Origin of the sequence: Pandoraea morbifera (assembly GCF_902459575.1) — a bacterium.
GTDB classification, from domain to species: Bacteria; Pseudomonadota; Gammaproteobacteria; order Burkholderiales; family Burkholderiaceae; genus Pandoraea; species Pandoraea morbifera.
This window is the reverse complement of the sequence record NZ_CABPSD010000007.1, coordinates 70,600-94,492: the sequence shown is the minus strand read 5'-3', so window position 1 is coordinate 94,492 and position 23,893 is coordinate 70,600. Positions and strand designations below refer to the sequence as shown.

Genomic DNA, 23,893 nt, shown 5'->3' with positions numbered 1-23,893 from the left:
GCGCCGCGAGACTCTCGCAGGCGCCGTATTTTTTCATTGCCGACCGATCCTCGACGACCGGTCAGCCGCACAGGGCGATGTGCCCGCCCCTGATCAGCAGCCGGTTTCGCGCGGCGTCGTTTCCACTTCGAGACCGAACAGCGGACGCAGGCGCGTGCCCAGCACATTGCCCAGGAATGCCGCGACGAGCCACAGCCAGCCGTGCAGGCTGCCCGAGACGATGCCGCTGAAGTAGGCGCCGATATTGCAGCCATACGCGAGACGCGCGCCATAGCCGAGCAGCAGGCCGCCCACGACCGCCGCAATCAGCGAGCGCACCGGAATCTTCCAGACCGGCGCGAACTTGCCGGCGATCGACGCTGCGGCAAGCGCGCCGAGAATGATGCCGATGTCCATGACGGTGGTGACGTCCTGCGCCACCGGCGCATTGAGGACATTCGCCTGCTTGGCCCAATACGGCCACGACGCCACATCGATCCCCATCGCCATGAAGGCCTTCGCACCCCAGAGCGCAAACGCCGATGTCACGCCCCACGGACGACCGGCCAACGCCAGCGTCGCGTAGTTCAGCAGCACGAGTGCCAGCGCCCCCCAGAGCAAAGGCCATGGGCCGCGTAGCAGCGTGGGCTTGCCCTTGGCGCTGCGCGTCATCGGCACACCGACGATACGGCCATGGCGACGCTTTTCCGCCCAGAGTGTGAAAACACCGATCGCCGCAAACAACGCCAGATTCGCCACGAGCGCGGGCCACAGGCCCCAGGCCTTCACCAGCGAGACCGGCTTGATGTGCGGCAGCGCCTCCCACCACGGCAGATGCGCCGTGGCCAGGACCGAGCCGACGACAAAAGCCGCGAGCGTGACGATCATGCGTGTGCTGCCACCGCCGACCGTGTACAGCGTGCCCGACGCGCAACCGCCGCCGAGCTGCATGCCGATACCGAACATGAACGCGCCGAACGCCACCGACACGCCCACCGGTGACACGAAACCGGCCACTTTGTTGCCGAACAGCGTGCCGTCGGCCAGCGCGGGGAAGAAGAGCACCACGCCGACGGCCAACATGATCATCTGCGCGCGCAGACCGGCGCCGCGACGGTCGGCGATGAAGACACGCCAGGCCGACGTGAAGCCGAACGCCGCGTGGTACAGGGTCACGCCGAGCAAAGCCCCCACGCCGGCGAGTGCGGCCTGTCTGGGTCCAACCGTGGCTTGCAGGTAAGCGATGCCCACGGCGATCAGCACGAGCGCGGCAACGAGCGGGCGGGCGTTGAAGGAGGAAGACGGTGAAGGCGGGGCCGCTTTGATGGCGGCCGAGGCAGTAGAAGACGACATGACTTTCGGACTCCGGAATGCAGATGGGCGGCACGTGGCCGCCCATTTGGACAATGCCGCAGCATGACAGAACACAATCACCACGAAAACGATGGTTTCGTGATTTACATATAACCGCAGGAAATATGGAAAAGCTTCGCGGCACAGTCGTCGTTCACTGCGATGGCCGCGGCACTCCGCCGCGTTGGCGCATGGAAGCGCCGCAGGCAAGTCACCACGGTGGATTCCGCGCGATTTCACGATGCGAAGCGAGGGACGTTTGATAGAATGAACATATTGGAACCCGCCGCACGCATCCGGCTTGCGCCGCACGGCACCCGCAGGTTCCCGCCCTCGGAGAATAATGATGAAAATGCGCTTTTCCCGTGCCCTGCCCCTGCTGTTCGGTGCCGGCCTGTTGCTCGCCGGTCATGCGTTTGCCCAGAATGGCAAGGAAACCGCCGCGCAAGCCGCCAAACGCGAAGCCGACGCCCGTGCCGCGGCCTCCAGCAATTCGTCCGTCGATGTGAACCAGGAGCGCAAACCGGCCTTCTACGTCAACGATCAGGGCACGACCGTGACCGAGTACCGAGATCGCGGCAAGCCGACCGAGATTGACGTCCACTCGCGCTTCGGGACCAACTACCAGTTGACCACGCCGCCCGACAACGCGCCGCGCTCGCGCGACAACACGTCGCAAAACGACCGTTTGCCGTCCGTGGGTCTGAAGTTCTGACGTCTCTGGTAATCTGACGCCCTTGCGCGCGCCGCGTACCGAAGCGCGGCGCGCCTGCTTTCTGTCTGTCTCGAACCCACGGCCCGCTGCCGATGCGCGGGCCGTTTGTCTGAGACACCTCCTCTCAACGCACGCATGGCCGTTTTCACTTCCGTCTCGCCCGAGCAGCTCGCACAGTGGCTGCAACGCTACGATTTGGGGAAAGTCCTGGACTTCCGGGGCATCAGTTCCGGCATCGAGAACACCAATTACTTCCTGACGACAGAGCGCGGCGAGTTCGTGCTGACGCTGTTCGAGAAGCTCACGGCCACGCAGTTGCCGTTTTATCTGCAATTGATGGGGCATCTGGCGCATCACGCCGTGCCGGTGCCCGACCCGGTGCCGGATCGCGCAGGCGAAATTCTCGGCGAATTGAACGGCAAGCCCGCGACCATTGTCACCAAGCTCGCCGGCCGCTCCGAACTCGCCCCGACGCCGGAGCACTGCGCCCACGTTGGTGCGATGCTCGCGCGCATGCACCTCGCGGGCCGCGACTACACGCTGGAGCAGGCCAACCTGCGCAGCCTGCCGTGGTGGCGCGAGGCCGCGCCCGAAGTGCTTCCCTTCCTGAGCGACGCCGAGCGGGCACTGCTCGAGAGCGAAATGGCGCATCAGGAAGCCTTCTTCGCGTCGGACGACTATCGCGCGATGCAGGCCGGGCCGTGCCACTGCGATCTGTTTCGCGACAATGTCCTGTTCGACACCGCGCCGGACGGCTCGCCGCGGCTGGGCGGATTCTTCGATTTTTATTTCGCCGGTTGCGACAAGTGGCTGTTCGATCTGGCCGTGACGGTCAACGACTGGTGCTGCGACCTGTCGAGCGGCGCACTCGACGACGCCCGGGTGCATGCCATGCTGCGCGCCTACGAGACCGTGCGGCCGCTCACCGATGGCGAGGCGTCGCACTGGCGCGACATGCTGCGCGCGGGCGCGCTGCGCTTCTGGCTCTCGCGCCTGTATGATTTTCATTTACCGCGAGCCGCCGAGATGCTCAAGCCGCACGACCCCCGGCATTTCGAACGAATCCTGCGCCAGCGCATCGAAGCCGTTTCCATTCCCTGGCTGTAACCCGACGCCCCATCGGAGTCATTCGAACCCTATGCAATTGCTTGAAGTCCCGCCGAAGAGTGGCTATGTGTGGCTACGCCAGGGCATCTGGCTGTTCCGCAAGAATCCGCTCGCCATTCTGACGCTGCTCTTCGCCTACCTGTTCGGCGTGATGGTGCTGTCGATCCTGCCGATCGTGGGCGCCTTCCTGCCGCTGCTGTTCATCCCCGGCCTGTCCGTCGGCTTCATGGCGGCCTGCCGCGACATCATCAAGAACAAGCCGGTGTTGCCCCCGGTACTGCTCGACGGCTTCCGTGGCCACGGCAAGGAAGTCTCGCGCCGCCTGCTCATGCTCGGCGGCTATTACATCGTCGCCATGGCCTTCGTGTTCCTGTTCTCGGCCGTGTTCGACGGCGGCGACCTGCTGGGCAAGATGCTCTTTGGCGGGCGCATCAGCGAGGAATCGCTCATGAGCGGTTCGATGGGCCAGGCGATGCTTGCCGCCGCCGTGGCCTACATTCCGGTCGCGATGATGTTCTGGTTCGCGCCGGTGCTGGTCGCCTGGCACGACATTCCGCCCATCAAGGCGCTGTTCTTCAGTTGGACGGCATGCGTGCGCAACCTGCGCGCATTCATCGTCTACGGCCTTTGCACGGCCGTCGTGGCGACCGTCGTGCCGCTCGTCTTCGCGCTCCTGATGGCCGCCATGGGCGTTCACCAGTACGCAATGCTCGTGCTCATGCCGTATTCGATCCTTTTCACGGCCGTGTTGTATTGCTCCTTTTACGCAAGCTATCGCGGCTGTTTTGGCGTCCAGGAAATCGGCGCCATCGATCCGAACGTCGCACCGCCCGAGGCGTAAGCGTTCGAACGACCACGAAAAAAGGCACCCGTGGGTGCCTTTTTTCATCATTCGGGCTCCGTGGGGGCCTGATGCGGGCGCCCGCCTCCCGGGCTCACTCGATCGGTTGCAGCTTCGCCACGGCCAGCGCCAGCCATTTCTCGCCATGACGGCCGAACTTCACGTGCGCCCGCGCTTCGTCGCCCGTGCCTTCCAGCCCGATGATCTTGCCCTCGCCGAACTTGGTGTGGAAAACGCCCTGCCCTAGCTTGAAGCCCGTCTCGGAGGCACGCGAGCGATCGGCCAGCGCCTTTTCCGACCGGGTGGCCGCCCACTCGTCCTGCTTCGGCGCGCTCGGACGCGCAAACCAGTCACGCCCCCACGCCGGCTCGGCCTGCGGCAGGCGGCCGCCCGGCTGCGCACGCGGCGTGAGGAACTTGAGGACTTCCTCGGGGATTTCGTCGAAAAAGCGCGAGCGAATGTTGTATCGCGTCTGACCGTGGAGCATGCGGCTTTGCGTGAACGACAGGTAGAGGCGCTCCTTCGCGCGCGTGATCGCCACGTACATCAGCCGGCGCTCTTCTTCGAGCCCGTCGAGTTCGAGCGCACTGTTCTCGTGCGGGAACAAGCCCTCTTCCAGGCCGGTCACGAAAACAGCCGTGAATTCCAGGCCCTTGGCCGCATGCACGGTCATGAGCTGCACCGCGTCCTGCCCGGCTTCCGCCTGGTTGTCGCCCGCTTCGAGCGAGGCGTGCGACAGGAATCCGGCCAGCGGCGTCATCTCGACCGGCGTATCGGCGTCGACCACGCCGTCGGGCGACGCCAGCACGTCCGGCGCACCCGGCAACGCCGGACGCATCGCGATCAGTCGTGCCGGGGCATCGAGCCCGTAGCCCTCCTCCGCAATGAACGCCGTGGCGGCGTGCACGAGTTCCTGCAGGTTCTCGATGCGATCCTGGCCTTCCTTCTCCGTCTGATAGTGCGCCACCAGCCCGCTCGCGTCGATCACATGCGTGACGACTTCGGGCAGCGTGAGGCGCTCCGTGGCGTGACGCATCTGCTCGATCAGACGCACGAACGCTGTCAGATGGGTCCCTGCCTTGCCGGTCATGTACGGGACCGCCGCGTACATCGAGCAGTTGTACAGACGCGCGGCGTCGGCCAGTTGCTCGAGCGAGCGAGCGCCGATGCCGCGCGTCGGGAAATTCACGACGCGAGCGAAGGCGGTGTCGTCGTTCGGATTCTCGATCAGGCGCAGATAGGCGAGCGCGTGCTTGACTTCCTGACGCTCGAAAAAGCGCAGGCCGCCGTACACCCGATAAGCGATGCCCGCGCCCACGAGCGCGTGCTCCATCACGCGAGACTGGGCGTTGCTGCGGTACAGGATGGCAATATCCTGCCGCGACAGTCCCTGGGCGACCAGCGCCTTGATTTCGTCGACGAGCCAGCTCGCCTCCTGGAGATCCGTCGGCGCCTCGTAGACGCGAATCGGCTCGCCATGCCCCGCATCGGTGCGCAGGTTCTTGCCCAGCCGCCGTGCGTTGTTCGAGATCAGCGCGTTGGCCGCATCGAGGATGTTGCCGTGCGAACGGTAGTTTTGCTCGAGCTTGATCAGGTGGCGCACCCGGAATTCGCGCTCGAAGTCGGCCATATTGCCGACGTTGGCACCACGAAACGCGTAGATGCTCTGATCGTCGTCGCCCACGGCGAAAACCGCCGCGTTCGAACCCGCGAGCATCTTGAGCCAGGCGTACTGGAGCTTGTTCGTGTCCTGGAACTCGTCGACGAGGATGTGCCGGAAGCGCGTCTGGTAATGCACGCGCAGCGGCTCGTTGTGCTTGAGCAGCTCGAAGCAGCGCAGCAGCAGCTCGGCGAAATCGACCACGCCCTCACGCTGGCATTGCTCCTGATAGGCGGAATACAGCTCGACGAACTTCTGGTTGAAGGCGTCGTTGGCCTCGACCTCATGCGGCCGCAGGCCCTGCTCCTTGGCGCTATTGATGAAATACTGCAGGTTTTTCGGCGGATACTTCTCGTCGTCGACGTTGGCCGCCTTCATCATCCGCTTGATGGCCGAGAGCTGATCGGCCTGGTCGAGAATCTGGAAGCTCTGCGGCAGTCCGGCGTCGCGGAAATGGGCGCGCAACATGCGGTTGCACAGACCGTGGAAGGTGCCGATCCACATCGCGCGCGTGCTGATCGGCAGCATCGCGCCCAGACGGGCCTGCATTTCCTTGGCGGCCTTGTTGGTGAAGGTCACCGCCAGAATACCGGCCGGGCTCACATGGCCCTGCTGGATCAGCCAGGCGATGCGCGTGGTCAGCACGCGCGTCTTGCCGGAACCCGCCCCTGCCAGAATGAGGGCCGGCTCGTCCGGAAGGGTCACGGCGGCCAGTTGTTCGGGGTTCAGGTTGGCGAGCAGATCGGGCATGTCGGGAAGGAATTTCGAGTGAAGCCCGATTATAAATCCTGCTGCGGCGCGGAAATGGCACCGAATCTTTTATAATTCAGGGTTTCACGCATTACACGGTCCATCCAATCCATGAGCGACAGCGACAATACGCTTGCCAAGAGCTTCGAGCCGCAGGACGTCGAAGCCCACTGGGGCCCCGAATGGGAGCGCCGCGGCTATGCCCGGCCGACTTTCGACGAGGCCCGCGAAGATTTCAGCATCCAGTTGCCGCCGCCGAACGTCACCGGCACGCTGCACATGGGTCACGCGTTCAACCAGACGATCATGGATGGCCTGACCCGCTATCACCGCATGAAGGGCGCGAACACCCTCTGGGTCCCGGGCACCGACCACGCGGGCATCGCCACGCAGATCGTCGTCGAGCGCCAACTCGATGCCCAGAAGGTCTCACGCCACGACCTCGGTCGCGAAAAGTTCGTCGAGCGCGTCTGGGAGTGGAAGGAACAGTCGGGCAGCACGATCACACGCCAGGTGCGACGCCTGGGCGCCTCCATCGACTGGAGCCGCGAGTACTTCACGATGGACGAAAAGATGTCGCGAGCAGTGCGCGACGTGTTCGTCACGCTGTACGAGCAAGGCCTGATCTACCGCGGCAAGCGTCTCGTGAACTGGGAATCGACGCTGCTCACCGCCGTGTCCGACCTGGAAGTGGTGAGCGAGGAAGAAGACGGCTCGCTGTGGCACATCCGCTACCCGCTCGCCGACGGTTCGGGCTCGCTCACGGTCGCCACCACGCGTCCGGAAACGATGCTCGGCGACACCGCGCTGATGGTGCATCCGGAAGACGAGCGCTACCGGCATCTCATCGGCAAGACGGCGAAATTGCCGCTGTCAGAGCGTGAAATTCCGATCATCGCAGACGATTACGTCGATCGAGAGTTCGGCACCGGCGTGGTCAAGGTCACGCCCGCGCACGACTTCAACGACTACGCCGTCGGTCAGCGCCACAACCTGCCGCAGATCAACATCCTCACGCTCGACGCGAAGATCAACGACAACGCGCCGGAAAAGTACCGCGGCCTGGACCGCTTCGACGCGCGCAAGCAGATCGTGGCCGATCTCGACGCCCAGGGCCTGCTCGAGTCCGTCAAACCTCATAAGCTGATGGTGCCGCGTAGCGACCGCACCGGCACGGTGATCGAGCCGATGCTCACCGACCAGTGGTTCGTGGCCATGAGCAAGCCGGCGCCCGAGGGCACGTTCCATCCGGGCAAGTCGATCACCGAGACCGCGCTCGACGTCGTGCGCAGCGGCGAAATCAAGTTCGTCCCCGAGAACTGGACCACGACGTACAACCAGTGGCTGGAGAACATCCAGGACTGGTGTATTTCCCGTCAGCTCTGGTGGGGCCACCAGATCCCGGCGTGGTACGACGAAGCCGGCAACGTGTTCGTCGCCCGCAGCGAGGAAGAAGCCCTCGAGAAGGCACGCGCCGCCGGTTCGACCGGCCCGCTCAAGCGCGACGAGGATGTGCTCGACACATGGTTCTCGTCGGCGCTGGTGCCGTTCTCGTCGCTTGGCTGGCCGCAGGAAACGCCGGAACTGAAGCACTTCCTGCCATCGTCGGTGCTGGTCACCGGGTTCGACATCATCTTCTTCTGGGTGGCGCGCATGGTCATGATGACCACGCACTTCACCGGCAAGGTGCCGTTCAAGACGGTTTACGTGCACGGTCTGGTGCGCGATGCCGAAGGTCAGAAGATGTCCAAGTCGAAGGGCAATACGCTCGATCCGATCGACATCGTCGACGGCGTGTCGCTCGACGCGTTGCTCGCCAAGCGCACCACCGGCCTCATGAATCCGAAGCAGGCGGCGAGCATCGAGAAGAAGACGCGCAAGGAATTCCCGGACGGCATCGCGCCGTTCGGTACCGATGCGCTGCGCTTCACGTTCGCGTCGATGGCCACGCTCGGCCGCAACATCAACTTCGACCTCGCGCGCTGCGAAGGCTATCGCAACTTCTGCAACAAGCTGTGGAACGCCACGCGCTTCGTGCTGATGAACTGCGAAGGCCAGGATTGCGGCCTGGCCCCTTGCGTGGGCGATTGCGGCCCTGACGGCCAGCTCGATTTCTCGCGCGCCGACCGTTGGATCGTGTCCCTGCTCCAGCGCGTGGAAGCCGACGTCGAGAAGGGCTTTGCCGACTATCGTTTCGACAACATCGCCAGCGCGATCTACAAGTTCGTGTGGGATGAGTATTGCGACTGGTACGTCGAACTGGCCAAGTGGCAGATCCAGAACGGCACGCCGGCGCAGCAACGCGCCACGCGCCGCACCCTGCTGCGCGTGCTCGAGACGGTGCTTCGCCTGGCTCACCCGATCATTCCATTCATCACCGAAGCGCTCTGGCAGAAGGTCGCGCCGCTGGCCGGCCGCTATCCGGCGGACAAGGTCGCGGGCGAAGCCAGCATCATGGTGCAGCCGTATCCGGCGGCTGACATGAGCAAGATCGACGAAGCCGACGAAGCGTGGATGCAGCAACTGAAGGCTGCGGTCGACGCGTGTCGCAATCTGCGTGGCGAGATGAACCTGTCGCCTGCGCAGCGCGTGCCGCTGCTCGTCGCGGGTGACGTGGACTTCCTGACGTCCATCGCACCTTATCTGCAAACGCTGGCAAAGCTCTCCGAAGTGCAGGTGTTGGCCGACGAGGCGACGCTCGACGCACAAGCCGCCGGCGCACCGCTGGCCGTGGTGGGCGCCAACAAGCTCGCGCTGAAGGTGGAAATCGACGTGGCAGCCGAGCGCGAGCGTCTCGGCAAGGAAGTGAAGCGTCTCGAAGGCGAGATCGCGAAATGCCACGGCAAGCTGTCCAACGAGAGCTTCGTGGCACGCGCGCCGGCAAATGTCGTGGAACTCGAGAAGCAACGATTGGTCGACTTTGAAGCCGTTCTCGGCAAATTGCAGGCGCAGCTCGCCCGCCTGCCTGCCTGAGACGCTTTGAATCCATCAGGGAGATACCAATGAAAACCGTCGTGACCAAAGCCGTGTTCCCCGTGGCGGGCCTCGGCACCCGCTTCCTCCCCGCCACCAAGGCCAGCCCGAAGGAAATGCTGCCAGTCGTGGACAAACCGCTGATTCAATACGCGGTGGAAGAAGCGGCGGCCGCCGGCATCACCGAAATGATCTTCGTCACGGGTCGCAACAAGCGCGCGATCGAGGACCATTTCGACACGGCCTTCGAACTCGAGGCGGAACTCGAGGCGAAGAACAAGCAGGCACTGCTCGACGTGGTGCACTCGATCAAGCCCCCGCACATCGATTGCTTCTACGTGCGCCAGCCCAAGGCGCTCGGCCTGGGCCACGCCGTGCTGTGCGCCGAGAAACTGGTGGGCGACGAACCGTTCGCGGTCATCCTCGCCGACGACCTGCTCGACGGCCAGCCGCCGGTGCTCAAGCAGATGGTCGATCTTTACAACCAGTATCACAACTCGATCATCGGCGTCGAAGAGATCCCGATCGAGCAAAGCCGCTCGTACGGGATCGTCGCAGGCAACGAGTGGGGCGAGAAGGATATCGTCAAGCTCACGAATATCGTCGAGAAGCCGGCACCGGAGGATGCGCCGTCGAACCTGGGTGTGGTGGGCCGTTACGTGCTGCGCCCGCGCATCTTCGACTGCATTCGCGAGATCGATCCGGGCTCTGGCGGGGAAATCCAGCTCACCGATGCCATTCAGAAGCTCATGCAGGATGAAGTCGTGCTCGCCTACCGCTATCAGGGCAAGCGCTTCGACTGCGGCAGCAAGCTCGGATATCTGAAGGCCACGGTGGAGTTCGCGTTGCGTCACCCCGAGCTCAAGGACGCTTTCCGAGCGTATCTGCGCGAGGTGCATGGCGACCTCGTGTGACGCGAGGATCGTCCTGTGTGTGCGCCAATGAAAAAGCCGACGGCATGTCCGTCGGCTTTTTTGTGCCCGCTGCGGGCGATGGCGCGTCTTGCGACCGGGCGGCGACCCGCGTGCGCACAGGCGGGCCAATCGGCGCGCCCGCTCGAGGTCAGCGGCGACGCATCAGGAAGTGGAACGTCTTGCCTTCTTCGCGCGACTCGATGAGTTCGTTGCCCGTCTGCTTGGCAAATGCGCTGAAATCGCGCGCCGAGCCCGGGTCCGTGGCGATGATGTGCAGCACTTCGCCACTTTGCATTTCGGCCAGCGCCTTCTTCGCACGCAGGATCGGCAGCGGGCAGTTCAGGCCGCTCGCGTCGACTTCTTTCTGGAATTCCATGCTTGTGTCCCTCGTTTCAGTCTCGTTCGAATCTTGTATCGGGATGCCCCCGCAAACCCCGATTCTACCGCAGTCGATGCTCGCGCCCGATGTCTCGATGTGCCCGAGGTTCATCAGCCGGCGATGGACAGACGGGCCGATTCGACATACTCCACAGGAAGATTGCGCCGACGCAGCCACTCGGCGATCGCGTGGCCGGTGCCGGCAGGCCAGGGGCGCACGCGTTCGGGCGCGACGAGGCGGAATTCGGCCAACTCTTCGGACAGGCGGATATCGCCGTCGCAAACCGCGTGATAGGCGATGATCAGCTCGTTCTTGCGCATGAATTCGTAGACACCGAGCAGCGAGATCGCATTGGCGTCCAGATTGGTCTCTTCCTTGATCTCGCGGCGGATACCATCCTCCGGGGTTTCGTCGCGTTCGAGAAAACCCGTGATGAGCGCGAACATCCCCTCGGTCCAGGCGGCGTTTCGCGCGAGCAGGATCTGACCGCGGTATTCGACGAGACCGGCGACCACCGGCAGCGGATTGTCCCAGTGGACGAAACCGCAAGCCGCATCGGGACAAGCGCGGCGAATACGTCCCGCGACGTCGCGGGAGTCGAGCGGCGATGCGCAGCGGGGACAGAAATGGAGTTCGTTCATGATGGTTTTTCGGCGAATCCGAACATCTTAAATGAACTCATGACGCGCTGCACATTCGGCAGATTCCGGGACCTCATCGGACCAACCCCATAGGGCCTCACGCGTATAATCGGCCAACGTCTTTCAATTATCGCTCCCGGCCACGTGTCAGATCTCCCGCAGAAGCCCCTGTCAGCCCCGGACGCCAGCCTTTCATCGCCCTCCTCCGCGTCGCCGCCGCCCCGGGGCGAATCCGCTTCGCCGGATCCATCCCCCTCGTCCAGTTCGTCCAGTTCGTCCGGTTCGTCGGGCACGTCCGCTGCGTCCGCTGCGTCCGATGCACGTTCGCACGCCGCGCGTCTGGCGCGACGTGGCGCGCAGCGCTCCCGACGGCTTTGGCACAACTACGGTGTGTTCTGGCTCGGCGCGGTACTGGTCGGCCTGGTGTCGGTGGCATACGCCAAGCTGGTGGATTTCGGCTTCGAGCTGTTCCAGCGCATGCTGTCGCACGGCTTCTGGCTGCCGCTCGTGGTTACGCCGCTCGGTGCCGCGCTGGCGCTCTGGCTGACCCAGAAATTCTTCCGCGGCGCGGAAGGCAGCGGGATTCCGCAGGTGATCGCCACGCTGCAGGATGCGCGCCTTTCACGGGCGCTACTGTCGATGCGCATCATGGTAGGCAAGATCGCCGTGTCGTTTCTCGGCATTCTGTGCGGATTCACCATCGGGCGCGAAGGCCCGACGGTCCAGATCGGGGCTTCGCTGATGTACGCGATGCGACGTGGCTACCGGCGCAGCAGCGCGCAGATCGAACGGCAACTGACGCTCGCGGGCGCCGCGGCGGGACTGGCTGCGGCGTTCAACACGCCACTCGCGGGCGTGGTGTTCGCGATCGAAGAGCTGAGCCGGAGTTTCGTGGCGCGCAGCAGCGGCACGCTCATCACGGCCATCATCTTTTCCGGCGTCGTGGCGCTGGGCCTGCAGGGCAACTATCTTTACTTCGGACAGATCAAGGCCCTCAGCGAGTTCAGCCTGGCGCTGGTTCCGGTGCTCATCGGTGCAAGTGTGCTCACTGGAGTGTCGGGTGGGGCATTTGGCTGGCTGATGCTGAACGTACCGCGCTGGATGCCGGCGCCGCTCGTCGGCCTGCGTCGCGCGTATCCGGTGCGGTTTGCCTTCCTTTGCGGGCTGGCGATCGCCGTGATCGGCATCGTCTCCGGCGGCACGACCTTCGGCAGCGGCTACGCCGAGGCACGCGGCCTGCTCGAATCGCACGCGGCGCTGTCGCCGTTCTACGCCCTGCTGAAGTTCGCGGCACTGAGCGTGTCGTATCTGTCTGGCATTCCCGGCGGCATTTTTGCGCCGTCGCTCGCCATCGGCGCAGGTCTGGGCAACGTCATGGCGCATCTCACATCCGTGGTGCCGCTCCCGGCGATGGCCGCCCTGTGCATGGTCGGGTATCTCGCCGCCGTCACGCAGTCGCCGATCACGTCTTTCGTGATCGTGATGGAAATGATCGATGGCCATCAGATGGTGATTCCGCTGATGGCCGTGGCGCTGCTGTCGACCCAGGTGTCGAAGACCATTGCGCCGTCGTTCTACCACACGCTCGCGCACCGGTTTCTCACGCCCACGGTACCGGCTCCACGTCAGGCCTAACACCGGGCGAACCGGCAGGAAGGACGTGCGAGCGGCCGCACCGATCTCGCGCGGCGCCCCCGGTTCGCCACGTCGCTCACCGTGCCGGTCCCCGATCGTTGCCCCCCCCTGCGCGAGGGCTTGTGGCGCTCAGGTCCTCATGCTGAGTTCCCTGATATCGGCCGCCAGACGTTCGACCGTCTCCGGTCGCGTGTCCCAGGCGCACATGAAGCGGCAGCCACCCGCGCCGATGAACGTATAGAAGCGCCACCCCTTCGCGCGTAACGCTTCGATGACGTGCAGCGGCAGCTCAGCGAACACGGCATTGGCCTGCGTCTCGAACATCAGCGACACGCCGGGCACATCGCGAATCCGCTGCGCCAGGTGTTGTGCCATCGCATTGGCATGGCGTGCGTTACGCAGCCAGGTGTCGTTTTCCAGCATGCCGAGCCACGGCGCGGAAATGAAACGCATCTTCGACGCCAGTTGCCCGGCCTGCTTCACCCGGTAGGCGAAGTCCTCGGCCAGCGACCGGTTGAAGAACACCACGGCCTCTCCCACCGGCAGACCGTTCTTGGTGCCGCCGAAACACAGGACGTCGACACCGGCGCGCCAGGTCACATCCCCGGGGTGGCAGCCCAGCGTGGCCACGGCGTTGGCAAAGCGCGCACCGTCCATGTGCACTCGCAGGTTGCGCCGCTTTGCCACGGCGGCGATCGCCTTGACCTCATCGACCGTATAGACCGTGCCGACCTCGGTGGCCTGGGTAAGCGTGACGACCCGGGGCTTCGGGAAGTGGATATCGGAGCGGCGATTGATGACGGACTCCACGGCGTCGGGCGTGAGCTTGCCATTGTTCTCGCGTCCGCGGGCCGTGAGCAGCTTGGCGCCGTTGGAGAAGAATTCGGGGCCGCCGCACTCGTCCGTCTCGACGTGTGCCAGCTCGTGACAGATCACGGAGTGATAGGACTGCGAGAGCGACGCGAGGGCCAGCGAATTTGCCGCCGTGCCGTTGAACACGAAGAAGACCTCGCAGTCGGTGTCGAACAGTTGGCGAATGCCGTCGCACACGCGCTGTGTCCAGCGGTCGTCGCCATAGGCGACTTCATGGCCGCTGGCGTTGGCCTCGATCAGATAGTGCAGCGCTTCCGGACAGATACCCGCGTAATTGTCCGACGCGAAATGTTGTGGCGTTGAAATCGCCTCGTCGCTCGTGGCGCGATGGGCTGCGGCGTGGGCGTTCGATGCGGACGGGACTTGCGACATGACAACCTCTTCGATACGGCGAGCGGGGCGACACCCGCCCCGCCGATGACTTTGCCTGTTGCCGGCAGGCGTGCGATCACTCAGGACGCGGATCCGACCAGAGCGTGCCGCCCGTGGCCCAGTTCTCGCGCTTGATGTCGGTGATGATGATGTCCACGGATTCCGGCGAACAACCGATGGTCGTCACGGCAGCTTCGGTCACGGCTTTCACGAAGGCGCGCTTTTGCTCGACGGTGCGTCCCTCGAACATCTCGACATGAAACGTTGGCATTGCAGTCTCTCTCCTTGTGTGATCATGGCAATCGGGAATTGGGGATCCGACATCCCCCGCGTTGCGCGCGAGCGGCGCTCAATCGCGAAACGTGGCGTCCATTCTATCGAGTTTGCGCAGCAGTGCCGGCCATTCCAGCACGCCTTCGACGGCACCGCCGTCCTCGAGTTGAAGCGCTGTCCTGTTCTGCACAGCCACGCTCGGCAGATGCGGCGCGGCACCGCCCGTCAACGCCTGCAACTGGATCTCGCAGGCCTTGATCAACGTGGCCATCAGCACGAAAGCTTCGGCCACCGTACGCCCGGTCGTGAGCGTGCCATGGTTGCGCAGGAGCATGGCCGGGTGCGAACCGAGCGAGGCCACGAGCCGCTCGCCTTCGGCGGGCGAGAACGCCAGACCTTCGTACTCGTGATAGCCGATGCGCTCGTGAAAGCGCAGCGCGTGCTGAGAGATCGGCAACAGGCCGTGAGGCTGGATCGACACGGCAATGCCCGCGGTGTTGTGCAAATGCATGACACAGACCGCATCGGCCCGCGCCGCGTGCACGGCGCCGTGCAGCGCAAAGCCCGTCACGTTGACCGGATGTTCGCTCTCCCCGACGATCTCGCCGTTCATCGTGATCTTGACGAGGTTAGACGCCGTCACTTCGTCGAACGCGAGACCGAACGGGTTGATCAGAAAGTGGCCGGGCTCGCCGGGCACCATCGCCGAGATGTGGGTGTAGATCATGTCGTCCCAGCCGTGCAGGGCCACGAGACGATAACAGGCCGCGAGATCGACGCGCATCCGACGCTCGGCGTCGCTCATGGCCGTGGCGGCTTTTCTGCCCGCCTGTAAGGTAAAGGACATACGCGAGGCTTCCGGATCTGTCGTTTGGAGAATCGATGGGAATTCAGATGCGAATCAGGGCGCGAGTTCACGCGAACGCCGCCAGTCCCACACGAACCCGACGGCGCCCAGCACGAGCACACCGGTCGCGCACAGCAACGCGGCCGTGAAACTGCCGGTGGCAGCGACCAGCGGTGCGGCTACCAATGGGCCGACGATCTGCCCTATCCCATAGGATGCCGTGACCAGCCCGATCAGGCCATTGGCGTTGTCCCCACGCAAACGACGGCATTCACGCACCGCATACACCGTAATGGCGGTAAATGGCAGGCCCACGAGCACGCTGCCCAGGGCGAAGCCCGCCACGTTCGGCAAAACGATGCCGATCCCCACGCCCGCGCCTTGCATCACGTAGCAGACCGCGAGCAGCAGGCGGTTGTCCCACGCGAGCGGCGCACGTGCGCCGATGATGGCGCCGGGAATCACCATCAGGCCGAGCAGTGGAAAAAAGAGATCGGGCCAAGGCGAACCGGGCAACGATTGACGCGCGATCACCGGCAGGAATGTCGCCGTAATGATGTAGCCGAACCCGGCAAAGCCGTAGAGCACCGTGACCGGAATCACGTTCTCGCCGCTGCCGTGATTGACCGCATGCGGTGTCGCATGGCCCGCGGCGCCGTCCGACGCCTTGACGGCGGCAGGTGCGTCGGCGACGAACGTGCGCCAGATGGCGGCGAGCAGGAGCATCGCCAGCCCGCCGCACAGCAGCCAGCCGCCGCGTGCGGGCCAGGAGAGCTTGTCGTTCAGGCTCGCGAGCAGGCCCGTCACCACGATGCCCGCGCCGGGCCCGGCAAAGATCACGCCGCCCAGGCTGGGCATGCGCAGCTCACCCAGCTTGCGAAAACCCCAGCCGGCCGAGAACACCATCGCCCATGCGCTCATCACGCCAGCGAGCGTGCGCACCACGGCCCAGACGGCAAACGAATCCAGCAAGCCCATGGCCAACGTGAGCACAACCGTTGCCGCCAGCGCGAACCGGATGATCAATGTCGGCGTGAAGCGCAGCCACATGCACGACAGTGCGCCGATGAAGTACCCGGCGTAGTTCAGCGATGCAAGCCAACTGCCGTGCTGGATGTCGGTGAGCTTCTCGTGAAGCATCAGCGGCAACATCGGCGTGAACGCGAAGCGGCCGATGCCCATGGCGATGGCGAGGGCGAGCATGCACGACAGGGCGATGCGCCAGGCCGCCCGCTCGGGTGAAGGCTGGCGCGGCGGGACGGACCGTTCGGAATCGGCGAGTGTGGCTGGCATGGCGTGAGTGGGGGGGGGATTCTCATGCGGCGCTCCTCGTTCGGCGCGCCGGGTTTGCCGAATACTTTACATGCAAACCATCGAGCACTGCGCAGGTTCCCTTGTGCAAAAAGGGGCAATGAGCGCCCCATGAAAGCAAAACGCGCACCGAAGTGCGCGTTTTGCCTTGTGCTCCTGACGTTGCGTGACGACGCCGGGCGCGCCGATCGGACCGCCAGCGCTTACAGCTTGCCGGCCACCCAGCCCTGCACGCCGGCCAGCGCCTGCGGCAGTTGCGACGGATCGGTGCCGCCGGCCTGCGCCATGTCGGGTCGGCCGCCCCCCTTGCCGCCGACTTGCTGGGCGACGAAGTTGACGAGTTCGCCCGCCTTGACCTTGCTGGTGAAGTCGGCCGTCACGCCCGCAATCAGGCTGACCTTGCCGCCGTCGACCGCGGCCAGCACGACGGCCGCGCTGCCCAGCTTGTCCTTGAGCTTGTCCATCGTCTCGCGCAGCGTCTTGACGTCGGCACCTTCGAGTTGCGCGGCCAGCACCTTCAGGCCGTTGACGTCGACGGCCTTCCCGACGAGTTCGTCGCCTTGGCTCGAGGCCAGCTTCGACTTGAGCGCCGCCAGTTCCTTCTCCAGCGACTTGACCTGCTCCTGCACCTGCGCGATGCGCGGCGAGAGTTCGGCCGGCTGCGTCTTGAGCGCGGCCGCTGCCTCGTTGACCTGATCGTCGAGCTTCTGCACGAAGCGCACCGAGTTGTCGCCGGTGATCGCTTCCACGCGACGAATGCCGGCAGCCACGCCGCCTTCCATCACGATCTTGAACAGACCGATGTCGCCCGTGCGGTTCACGTGCGTGCCGCCGCACAGTTCGCGCGACGAGCCGATGTCGAGCACGCGCACCTCGTCGCCGTACTTCTCGCCGAAAAGCGCCATTGCGCCGCCCTTGACGGCATCGTCGAACGACATCAGCGCCGCCTGCGTCGGCGCATTGGCCAACACCTCGGCATTCACGATGTCTTCCACGCGACGAATTTCGTCGGCGGTCATCGCGGCGTTGTGGGCGAAGTCGAAGCGGGTCTTGTCGGCATCGACGAGCGAGCCCTTTTGCTGCACGTGCGAGCCGAGCACTTCACGCAGCGCCTTGTGCATGAGGTGGGTCGCCGAGTGATTGCGAACGGTGCGTGCGCGTCGCACGGCATCGACCTGTGCCGTGACAGCGTCGCCCACCTTCAGCTCGCCGGACTCCAGCGTGCCGTAATGACCGAACACGTCGGCCTGGATCTTCTGCGTGTCCGACACGCCGAAACGCGCGCTGCCAGTGGTGATCACCCCCTGATCGCCCACCTGACCGCCCGACTCGGCGTAGAACGGCGTGGTATCGAGCACCACGATGCCCTGCCGGCCCGCGGCGAGCCTGTCCACGCTCGTGCCGTCCACGTACAGCGCCGTGACCCTCGCGCCTTCGAGCGCGAGCGTGTCGTAGCCCTGGAAGCGCGTCTTGTCGCCGGTGTACTCGAGGGCGGTCGCCATCTTGAACTTGCCGGCCGCGCGCGCCTGTTCGCGCTGGCGCGCCATGGCGGCGTCGAAACCGGCTTCGTCGACGGTGATGCTGCGCTCACGGCACACGTCCGCGGTCAGGTCGAGCGGGAAGCCGTAGGTGTCGTGCAGCTTGAAGGCGAGTTCGCCGTCGAGCGTGGTCACGCCGCGCTTGGCCAGATCCGCCAGCGCACCTTCGAGAATCTCCATGCCGTTCTCGATGGTCTCGCCGAAGCGCTCCTCTTCCTGCTTGAGCACGTCGGTCACGCGTTGCTGCGCCTGCGCCAGTTCCGGATAGGCCACGCCCATCTCGGCCACCAGATCCGGCACGAGCTTGTAGAAGAACGGCTTCGTGCACCCGAGCTTGTAGCCGTGGCGGATCGCGCGGCGAATGATACGGCGCAGCACGTAGCCGCGACCCTCGTTGCCCGGGATCACGCCGTCGACGATCAGGAACGAGCAGGCGCGGATGTGATCGGCGATCACCTTGAGCGAATTCGCGCTCAGGTCGGTCACGCCGGTCTCACGCCCGGCAGCCTTGATCAGGTGCTGGAACAGATCGATCTCGTAGTTGCTGTGCACATGCTGGAGCACGGCCGCAATACGCTCGAGCCCCATGCCGGTATCCACGCAAGGCTTGGGCAGGGGCGTCATGTTGCCCTGCTCGTCGCGGTTGAACTGCATGAACACCAGGTTCCAGATCTCGATGTAGCGGTCGCCGTCCTCCTCCGGCGATCCCGGCGGGCCGCCCCACACATCGGCGCCGTGATCGTAGAAGATTTCCGAGCACGGACCGCACGGACCGGTGTCCGCCATCTGCCAGAAGTTGTCCGAAGCGTAGCGCGCGCCCTTGTTGTCGCCGATGCGGATGATGCGCTCGGTCGGCACACCCACTTCCTTCGCCCAGATGTCGTAAGCCTCGTCGTCTTCCTTGTAGACAGTCACCCACAGCTTGTCCTTGGGCAGCTTGTAGACTTCCGTGAGCAGTTCCCACGCGTACTGGATCGCTTCGCGCTTGAAGTAGTCGCCAAACGAGAAGTTGCCCAGCATTTCGAAGAACGTGTGGTGACGCGCCGTGTAGCCCACGTTCTCCAGATCGTTGTGCTTGCCGCCGGCGCGCACGCTGCGCTGGGCCGTGGTCGCGCGCTTGTACGGACGCGTCTCGAGACCGAGGAAGACGTCCTTGAACTGCACCATGCCGGAGTTCGTGAACAGCAGCGTGGGGTCGTTGGACGGCACGAGGCTCGACGAGCGCACGATGGTGTGCCCCTTCGACTCGAAGAAGTTGAGGAATTTTTCCCGAATGTCTGCGACTTTCATAGCGTGCGTGAGAGCGTGGGGACCGGGCCAGACAAGGCGTCTGGCGGGATATTTTGCAAACTTTTGATTATACGGGAAATCGGCCCGCCCACCGCGTCGCCACGCCAACCGCAGTGCGAAACGACGCTGGTCAGCGCACCGTGCGACGCCGTAGACTCTGCGTCACAAGTTCCGCATTGCAAAACATCGTTCCGCAAGCGATTTTCCTGAATTCGCGATGCGGGACCGACAACGACACGAAGGAGATTACGAACGATGGGTGCGCTGAGTCATATCCGGGTGCTCGACCTTTCGCGTGTGCTGGCCGGGCCGTGGGCCACGCAGAATCTGGCCGACCTGGGCGCCGACGTCATCAAGGTCGAACGCCCCGGCGTGGGCGACGACACGCGCAGTTGGGGCCCGCCCTACCAGCGCGACGCCGAGGGCCGCGACACCGCCGAAGCCGCCTACTACCTGGCGGCCAACCGCAACAAGCGCTCGCTCACGCTCGACATCTCTCGCCCGGAGGGCCAGGCGATCGTCAGGGCGCTCGCGGCGCAAAGCGACGTCGTCGTCGAGAATTACAAGGTCGGTCAACTGGCGAAGTACGGCCTGGACTACGCGTCGCTCAAGGCGGTCAAGCCCGATCTGGTGTACTGCTCGGTGACCGGCTTCGGCCAGACCGGCCCGCACGCCTCGCGCGCGGGGTACGACTTCATCGTTCAGGGCATCGGCGGCTTCATGAGCGTGACCGGCGAACGCGACGCGCTGCCTGGCGGCGGCCCGCAGAAGGCAGGCGTCGCCATTGCGGACCTGATGACGGGCATGTATGCGAGCCTGGCGATCATGGCCGCGCTCACGCATCGCGACCGCACTGGCGTGGGCCAGTACATCGACATGGCGCTGCTCGACACACAGGTCGCCATGCTTGCCAACCTCAACACGAATTACCTGGCCAGCGGCAATGCCCCGGTGCGCTGGGGCAACGCCCATCCGAACATCGTGCCGTATCAGACGTTTCAGACCGGCGACGATGGCTGGATCATCGTCGCGGTCGGCAACGACGGACAATTCCGCAAGTTCGTGGAAGCGGGCGGCGAGCCCGCGCTGGCCGACGACGAGCGCTTCGCGACCAATCCGTCGCGCGTGCGTCACCGTGAGGTGCTGGTGCCGCTGCTCGCACAAATGGTGCGCAAATTCGGCAAGGATGCGTGGATCGACAAGCTCGAGGCGCTGGGCGTGCCGTGCGGGCCCATCAACACATTGCCGGAAGTCTTCGCGCATCCCCAGGTGAAGGCGCGCGGCATGGAGGTGGCGTTGCCGCACCCGTCTGGCGGCACGGCCCGGCTCGTGGCCAGTCCGATGAAGATGAGCGAGACGCCGCCCGAGGCGCGCACCGCGCCGCCCACGCTTGGGCAGCACAGCGACGACATCCTTCGCGAGCGCCTGGGCTTCGACGCCGAGCGGATCGCCCGGCTGCGCGCCGACGGCGTCGTCTGACCCCGCGACGGCCTCTCCCCGGCGCGCTCGGCGCGCCGGGAAGACGCTGTTACTCGTAGCGCCGACCGTCGGCCAGCAAGGCGGGGGTTTCGATCACCGCGTTCAGGCCGTCGAAGTCGAGCATCCGTTCGCGCCACGCGGCGGTGGTGCCCTGCGCGAGCAGGTTGCCATAGTAGCCCTGCAGCGTATGCGCCACGGCGCGCGCGGTGCCCCCCGGGAAAATGACGATGCGAAAGCCGATGTCGGCGAGCGCCTGTGCGCTTTGCACCGGCGTCTTGCCACCCTCGACCATGTTGGCGAGCAACGGCACGCGCGTGGCAAAACGCTCGCATGCCGCCGTCATTTGCTCGGTCGTGCGCAGTGCCTCGATGAACAGCGCATCCGCACCGGCCGCCAGATACTGCTCGGCGCGATCGAGCGCGGCCTCCAGCCCCTCCACCGCGATCGCGTCGGTGCGCGCGAGGATCAACGTGTTCGCGTCATGACGGGCATCGACCGCCGCGCGAATCTTGCCTGCCATTTCCTGTGCGGGAATCACGCCCTTGCCGTCGAGATGACCGCAGCGTTTCGGAAAGGTCTGATCCTCCAGTTGGATCATGGCCGCGCCGGCGCGTTCGAACCCCCGCACCGTGCGCTTGACGTTCAGCGCGTTGCCGAAGCCGGTATCGGCGTCGACGATGATCGGCACCGACACCCGCTCGGCAATACGCGCGACCGTGTCTTCCACTTCCGGGTAGGTGGTCAGCCCGATGTCGGAGCGCCCGAGCCGCGTGTAGGCAATGGAGGCCCCGGACAGATACAGCGCTTCGAAGCCGGTCTGCGCCGCGATCAGCGCGGAGAGTGCGTCATAGACGCCCGGCGCGAGCAGCACGCCCTCGTTCAGGCGCGCCTTCAGGGACGACGTTGTCGTCATGGGGAAATCTCCTGTGAAGTTGGCGAGATGGCGAGCGCATCGATCGCCGTGTGCGCGGCGATGAAGCCTCCCGCGACGGCCGAGAGCAGCCCGTTGCCCGACAGATAGCCCCAGACCGCGTTGCCCGATACGCCGCGCGCCGCGCCGCCAGCGGCGAGCAGGTTCGGCAGCGCGGTGCCGTCCGGGCGCAACACCCGGCAGTGGGCGTCGATGTCGAGCCCGCCTTGCGTGTGAAACAACGCGCCGGTGACCTTCACGGCGTAGTACGGAGCCGTGAGCGCGCGGGAGAAGCGGCGCCCGTCGGCCGCCGCGACGCCCGGCGCCACACTGTCGAGCGTGGCGCGCAGCACGTGTGCCTCGCAGCCGATGGTCGCCGCGAGGGCCTCGACGTCGGGGCATGTCCTGAGCGCCCCGGCGGCCTCTGCCTCCTGAAAATCGGGGAACGTGCGCGCCAGCGCCAGCGTTTGCGCGTCGAACACGTTCCAGGCAATGCCGCCCGGCTGCGCGAGCACATGCACCGCCGCTTCCGAATAACCGTGCGTTTCGTCGTGAAACCGCCGCCCTTCGCGATTGATCTGCACACCGCCGTCCATGATGACGGCCCAGGAAATCAGCACGCCGTGCGGACTCGCCCAGGACCCGTGCCCCTGATACCCGCCAAGGTCGGCCTGTGCCGCGCCCAGCGCGCGCCCCCAGAGCAAGGCGCTGCCATCGTTGCCCTCGTGGCCGCCGTAGACCGCGTCGGCCATCTCGGGGAGCCATTCGGCGCGCAGCGCCGCGTTGCCGCCAAAGCCGTTGCAGGCAAGCAGCAGGACGTCGCAGCCGAGGTACTCCATGGCACCATCGGGACGCACGCCGCCCACCGCCCGCACCCGCCCCGTCTCGTCGACCCAGAGTTCGCGCACGAGGGTTCGGGTAAGGATCGCGGCGTCGGTTGCCTGCACGGCACGTTCCAGCGCGGCCATCAACGCCGCGCCAGTGCGCTCGGGCAGGCTGTGCATGCGCCGCACGGAGTGCCCCGGATACAGAAAGCCATCGAGGATCTGGAACGTCAGCCCGTGCCGGGCCAGCGCATCCATCGCCGGACCCGACGCCTCGGTATACGCGCGCACGAGATGGGCCGCCGCGGTACCGTCGGTCTTCGCCATGATGTCGGCCGCGAAACGCGCGGGACTGTCGTCGATACCGGCGGCGCGCTGTACCTCGCTGCCGCTCGCCGGAATGAAGCCGGACGACAGCGCCGTCGAACCGCTGGGCACCGCGTCGCGCTCTAGCACCACGCAATCGACGCCCGCATCCTGCAGCATCAGCGCGGCGCTCAGGCCGCAAGCACCGGCGCCGACGATCACCACGCTGACCTGCGGCAGATCGTCCACCGGCGGCTGTCCGCGCCGAATCACGGGCGCGCTCGCCGAAGCCGCGCCGCTCATCCTGAAATCAGGCCGGCGAAGGCCTCGCAAGTCACGATCTCGCCCACGGTGCGAAGGTCGACCAGTGCGGCGTCGTGCATGGCGGGCGTGGGAGCGGCACAACCGTCGGCGAGTACGAGCACGCGGTAGTCGCGCATGTGGGCGTCGCGGGCCGTGCTGGCAACACCGCCGTTCGTCACGATGCCGCACACCGCGACCGTGTCGATGCCCGCACGGCGCAGCACCCAGTCGAGCTGCGTGTTGAAGAAGGCCGAGTAGGCGACCTTCCACACCGAGACGTCCACGTGCGACGCCAGCGGCGCGACCGTGCCATGACCCGGCGAGCCGGCGACGAAATCGCCCCGGCGCAGGAACGGCCGCAACTGCCGCAGATGCGGCGAGATCATCGGCTCGCCCGACGCATCCGGCCAGAGCGTGAACTGGCTCGCCGCCACGAAGCCACCGGCCGCCTTGAGCGAAGCGGCCACCGGCGCGACACGCGCGGGCAATGCCTGCGCCTCGCGCGTGGCCGCCCCGCCCCGGTCGTAGGCACCGCCCGGGGCGATGAAATCGTTCTGCAGGTCGACGATGACAAGCGCGGTGCGCGTCGCGTCGAGCCCGGACGTCGTTTGTGTCATTGC

The 23,893-nt window shown here is 65.4% G+C and carries 19 protein-coding genes; 7 read left to right on the top strand and 12 right to left on the bottom strand.

The window, feature by feature from the left end; all coding sequences use genetic code 11:
• Positions 1–93 precede the first annotated feature (93 nt).
• The gene (locus PMO31116_RS13385; RefSeq protein ID WP_150567141.1) at positions 94–1,332 is read right to left on the bottom strand and encodes a YeeE/YedE family protein; all 1,239 of its coding nucleotides are present in this window, start codon (positions 1,330–1,332) and stop codon (positions 94–96) included.
• 346 nt (positions 1,333–1,678) lie between these two features.
• Here PMO31116_RS13385 and PMO31116_RS13380 point away from each other — a divergent pair, with 346 nt between their 5' ends.
• From PMO31116_RS13380 to PMO31116_RS13370, 3 genes are all read left to right on the top strand, one after another.
• Entirely contained in the window at positions 1,679–2,047 is a 369-nt protein-coding gene (locus PMO31116_RS13380; RefSeq protein WP_025248917.1) for a hypothetical protein, read from the top strand.
• 135 nt (positions 2,048–2,182) lie between these two features.
• Positions 2,183–3,154, top strand: a complete 972-nt coding sequence (locus PMO31116_RS13375) for a homoserine kinase (RefSeq protein WP_150567140.1) — start codon at positions 2,183–2,185, stop codon at positions 3,152–3,154.
• Positions 3,155–3,185: 31 nt separating this feature from the next.
• Entirely contained in the window at positions 3,186–3,995 is an 810-nt protein-coding gene (locus PMO31116_RS13370) for a BPSS1780 family membrane protein (RefSeq protein ID WP_150567139.1), read from the top strand.
• Positions 3,996–4,089: 94 nt separating this feature from the next.
• On the opposite strand, the gene PMO31116_RS13365 is transcribed toward PMO31116_RS13370, so the two are convergent.
• Positions 4,090–6,405 carry a UvrD-helicase domain-containing protein gene (locus tag PMO31116_RS13365; RefSeq protein WP_150567138.1) on the bottom strand — a complete coding sequence of 772 codons (2,316 nt, stop codon included), beginning with the start codon at positions 6,403–6,405 and terminating at the stop codon, positions 4,090–4,092.
• A gap of 111 nt (positions 6,406–6,516) precedes the next feature.
• Here PMO31116_RS13365 and PMO31116_RS13360 point away from each other — a divergent pair, with 111 nt between their 5' ends.
• Positions 6,517–9,378, top strand: coding sequence for a valine--tRNA ligase (locus PMO31116_RS13360; protein ID WP_150567137.1), 2,862 nt, complete (start codon positions 6,517–6,519; stop codon positions 9,376–9,378).
• Between the two features lie 29 nt (positions 9,379–9,407).
• Complete coding sequence (gene galU, locus PMO31116_RS13355) at positions 9,408–10,292, top strand: UTP--glucose-1-phosphate uridylyltransferase GalU (protein ID WP_150567136.1); 885 nt, start codon at positions 9,408–9,410, stop codon at positions 10,290–10,292.
• Positions 10,293–10,440: 148 nt separating this feature from the next.
• Here galU and PMO31116_RS13350 read toward each other — a convergent pair whose 3' ends face one another.
• Positions 10,441–10,668 (bottom strand): sulfurtransferase TusA family protein, encoded by a 228-nt coding sequence (locus PMO31116_RS13350; protein ID WP_010806302.1) that lies wholly within the window; start codon positions 10,666–10,668, stop codon positions 10,441–10,443.
• A gap of 113 nt (positions 10,669–10,781) precedes the next feature.
• Complete coding sequence (locus PMO31116_RS13345; protein WP_150567135.1) at positions 10,782–11,312, bottom strand: NUDIX domain-containing protein; 531 nt, start codon at positions 11,310–11,312, stop codon at positions 10,782–10,784.
• A 339-nt stretch (positions 11,313–11,651) separates the two neighbouring features.
• Here PMO31116_RS13345 and PMO31116_RS13340 point away from each other — a divergent pair, with 339 nt between their 5' ends.
• Positions 11,652–12,947 carry a chloride channel protein gene (locus tag PMO31116_RS13340; protein WP_150567277.1) on the top strand — a complete coding sequence of 432 codons (1,296 nt, stop codon included), beginning with the start codon at positions 11,652–11,654 and terminating at the stop codon, positions 12,945–12,947.
• Between the two features lie 129 nt (positions 12,948–13,076).
• On the opposite strand, the gene PMO31116_RS13335 is transcribed toward PMO31116_RS13340, so the two are convergent.
• From PMO31116_RS13335 to alaS, 5 genes are all read right to left on the bottom strand, one after another.
• Positions 13,077–14,126, bottom strand: a complete 1,050-nt coding sequence (locus PMO31116_RS13335) for a threonine aldolase family protein (RefSeq protein WP_150567276.1) — start codon at positions 14,124–14,126, stop codon at positions 13,077–13,079.
• Between the two features lie 142 nt (positions 14,127–14,268).
• A complete protein-coding gene (locus tag PMO31116_RS13330) occupies positions 14,269–14,463 on the bottom strand; it encodes a 4-oxalocrotonate tautomerase (protein WP_150567134.1) in 195 nt (64 codons plus the stop codon).
• Positions 14,464–14,541: 78 nt separating this feature from the next.
• A complete protein-coding gene (locus tag PMO31116_RS13325) occupies positions 14,542–15,312 on the bottom strand; it encodes a class II aldolase/adducin family protein (protein ID WP_150567133.1) in 771 nt (256 codons plus the stop codon).
• 54 nt (positions 15,313–15,366) lie between these two features.
• Positions 15,367–16,605 carry a YbfB/YjiJ family MFS transporter gene (locus PMO31116_RS13320; protein ID WP_150567132.1) on the bottom strand — a complete coding sequence of 413 codons (1,239 nt, stop codon included), beginning with the start codon at positions 16,603–16,605 and terminating at the stop codon, positions 15,367–15,369.
• Positions 16,606–16,826: 221 nt separating this feature from the next.
• Positions 16,827–19,451 carry an alanine--tRNA ligase gene (gene alaS, locus PMO31116_RS13315; RefSeq protein ID WP_150567131.1) on the bottom strand — a complete coding sequence of 875 codons (2,625 nt, stop codon included), beginning with the start codon at positions 19,449–19,451 and terminating at the stop codon, positions 16,827–16,829.
• A gap of 255 nt (positions 19,452–19,706) precedes the next feature.
• Here alaS and PMO31116_RS13310 point away from each other — a divergent pair, with 255 nt between their 5' ends.
• Positions 19,707–20,930 carry a CaiB/BaiF CoA transferase family protein gene (locus tag PMO31116_RS13310; protein ID WP_150567130.1) on the top strand — a complete coding sequence of 408 codons (1,224 nt, stop codon included), beginning with the start codon at positions 19,707–19,709 and terminating at the stop codon, positions 20,928–20,930.
• A gap of 49 nt (positions 20,931–20,979) precedes the next feature.
• Here PMO31116_RS13310 and PMO31116_RS13305 read toward each other — a convergent pair whose 3' ends face one another.
• Genes PMO31116_RS13305 through PMO31116_RS13295 form a run of 3 tightly spaced genes read right to left on the bottom strand, consistent with a single transcriptional unit; the run spans position 20,980 to position 23,890 of the window.
• Positions 20,980–21,843, bottom strand: a complete 864-nt coding sequence (locus tag PMO31116_RS13305; RefSeq protein WP_023595255.1) for an isocitrate lyase/PEP mutase family protein — start codon at positions 21,841–21,843, stop codon at positions 20,980–20,982.
• A complete protein-coding gene (locus PMO31116_RS13300; protein ID WP_150567129.1) occupies positions 21,840–23,273 on the bottom strand; it encodes an FAD-dependent oxidoreductase in 1,434 nt (477 codons plus the stop codon). Before PMO31116_RS13300 ends, PMO31116_RS13305 begins: the two co-directional genes overlap by 4 nt.
• Positions 23,270–23,890: a cysteine hydrolase family protein gene (locus PMO31116_RS13295; protein ID WP_150567128.1), complete on the bottom strand. Its 621-nt coding sequence runs from the start codon at positions 23,888–23,890 to the stop codon at positions 23,270–23,272. Before PMO31116_RS13295 ends, PMO31116_RS13300 begins: the two co-directional genes overlap by 4 nt.
• Positions 23,891–23,893: the final 3 nt, after the last annotated feature.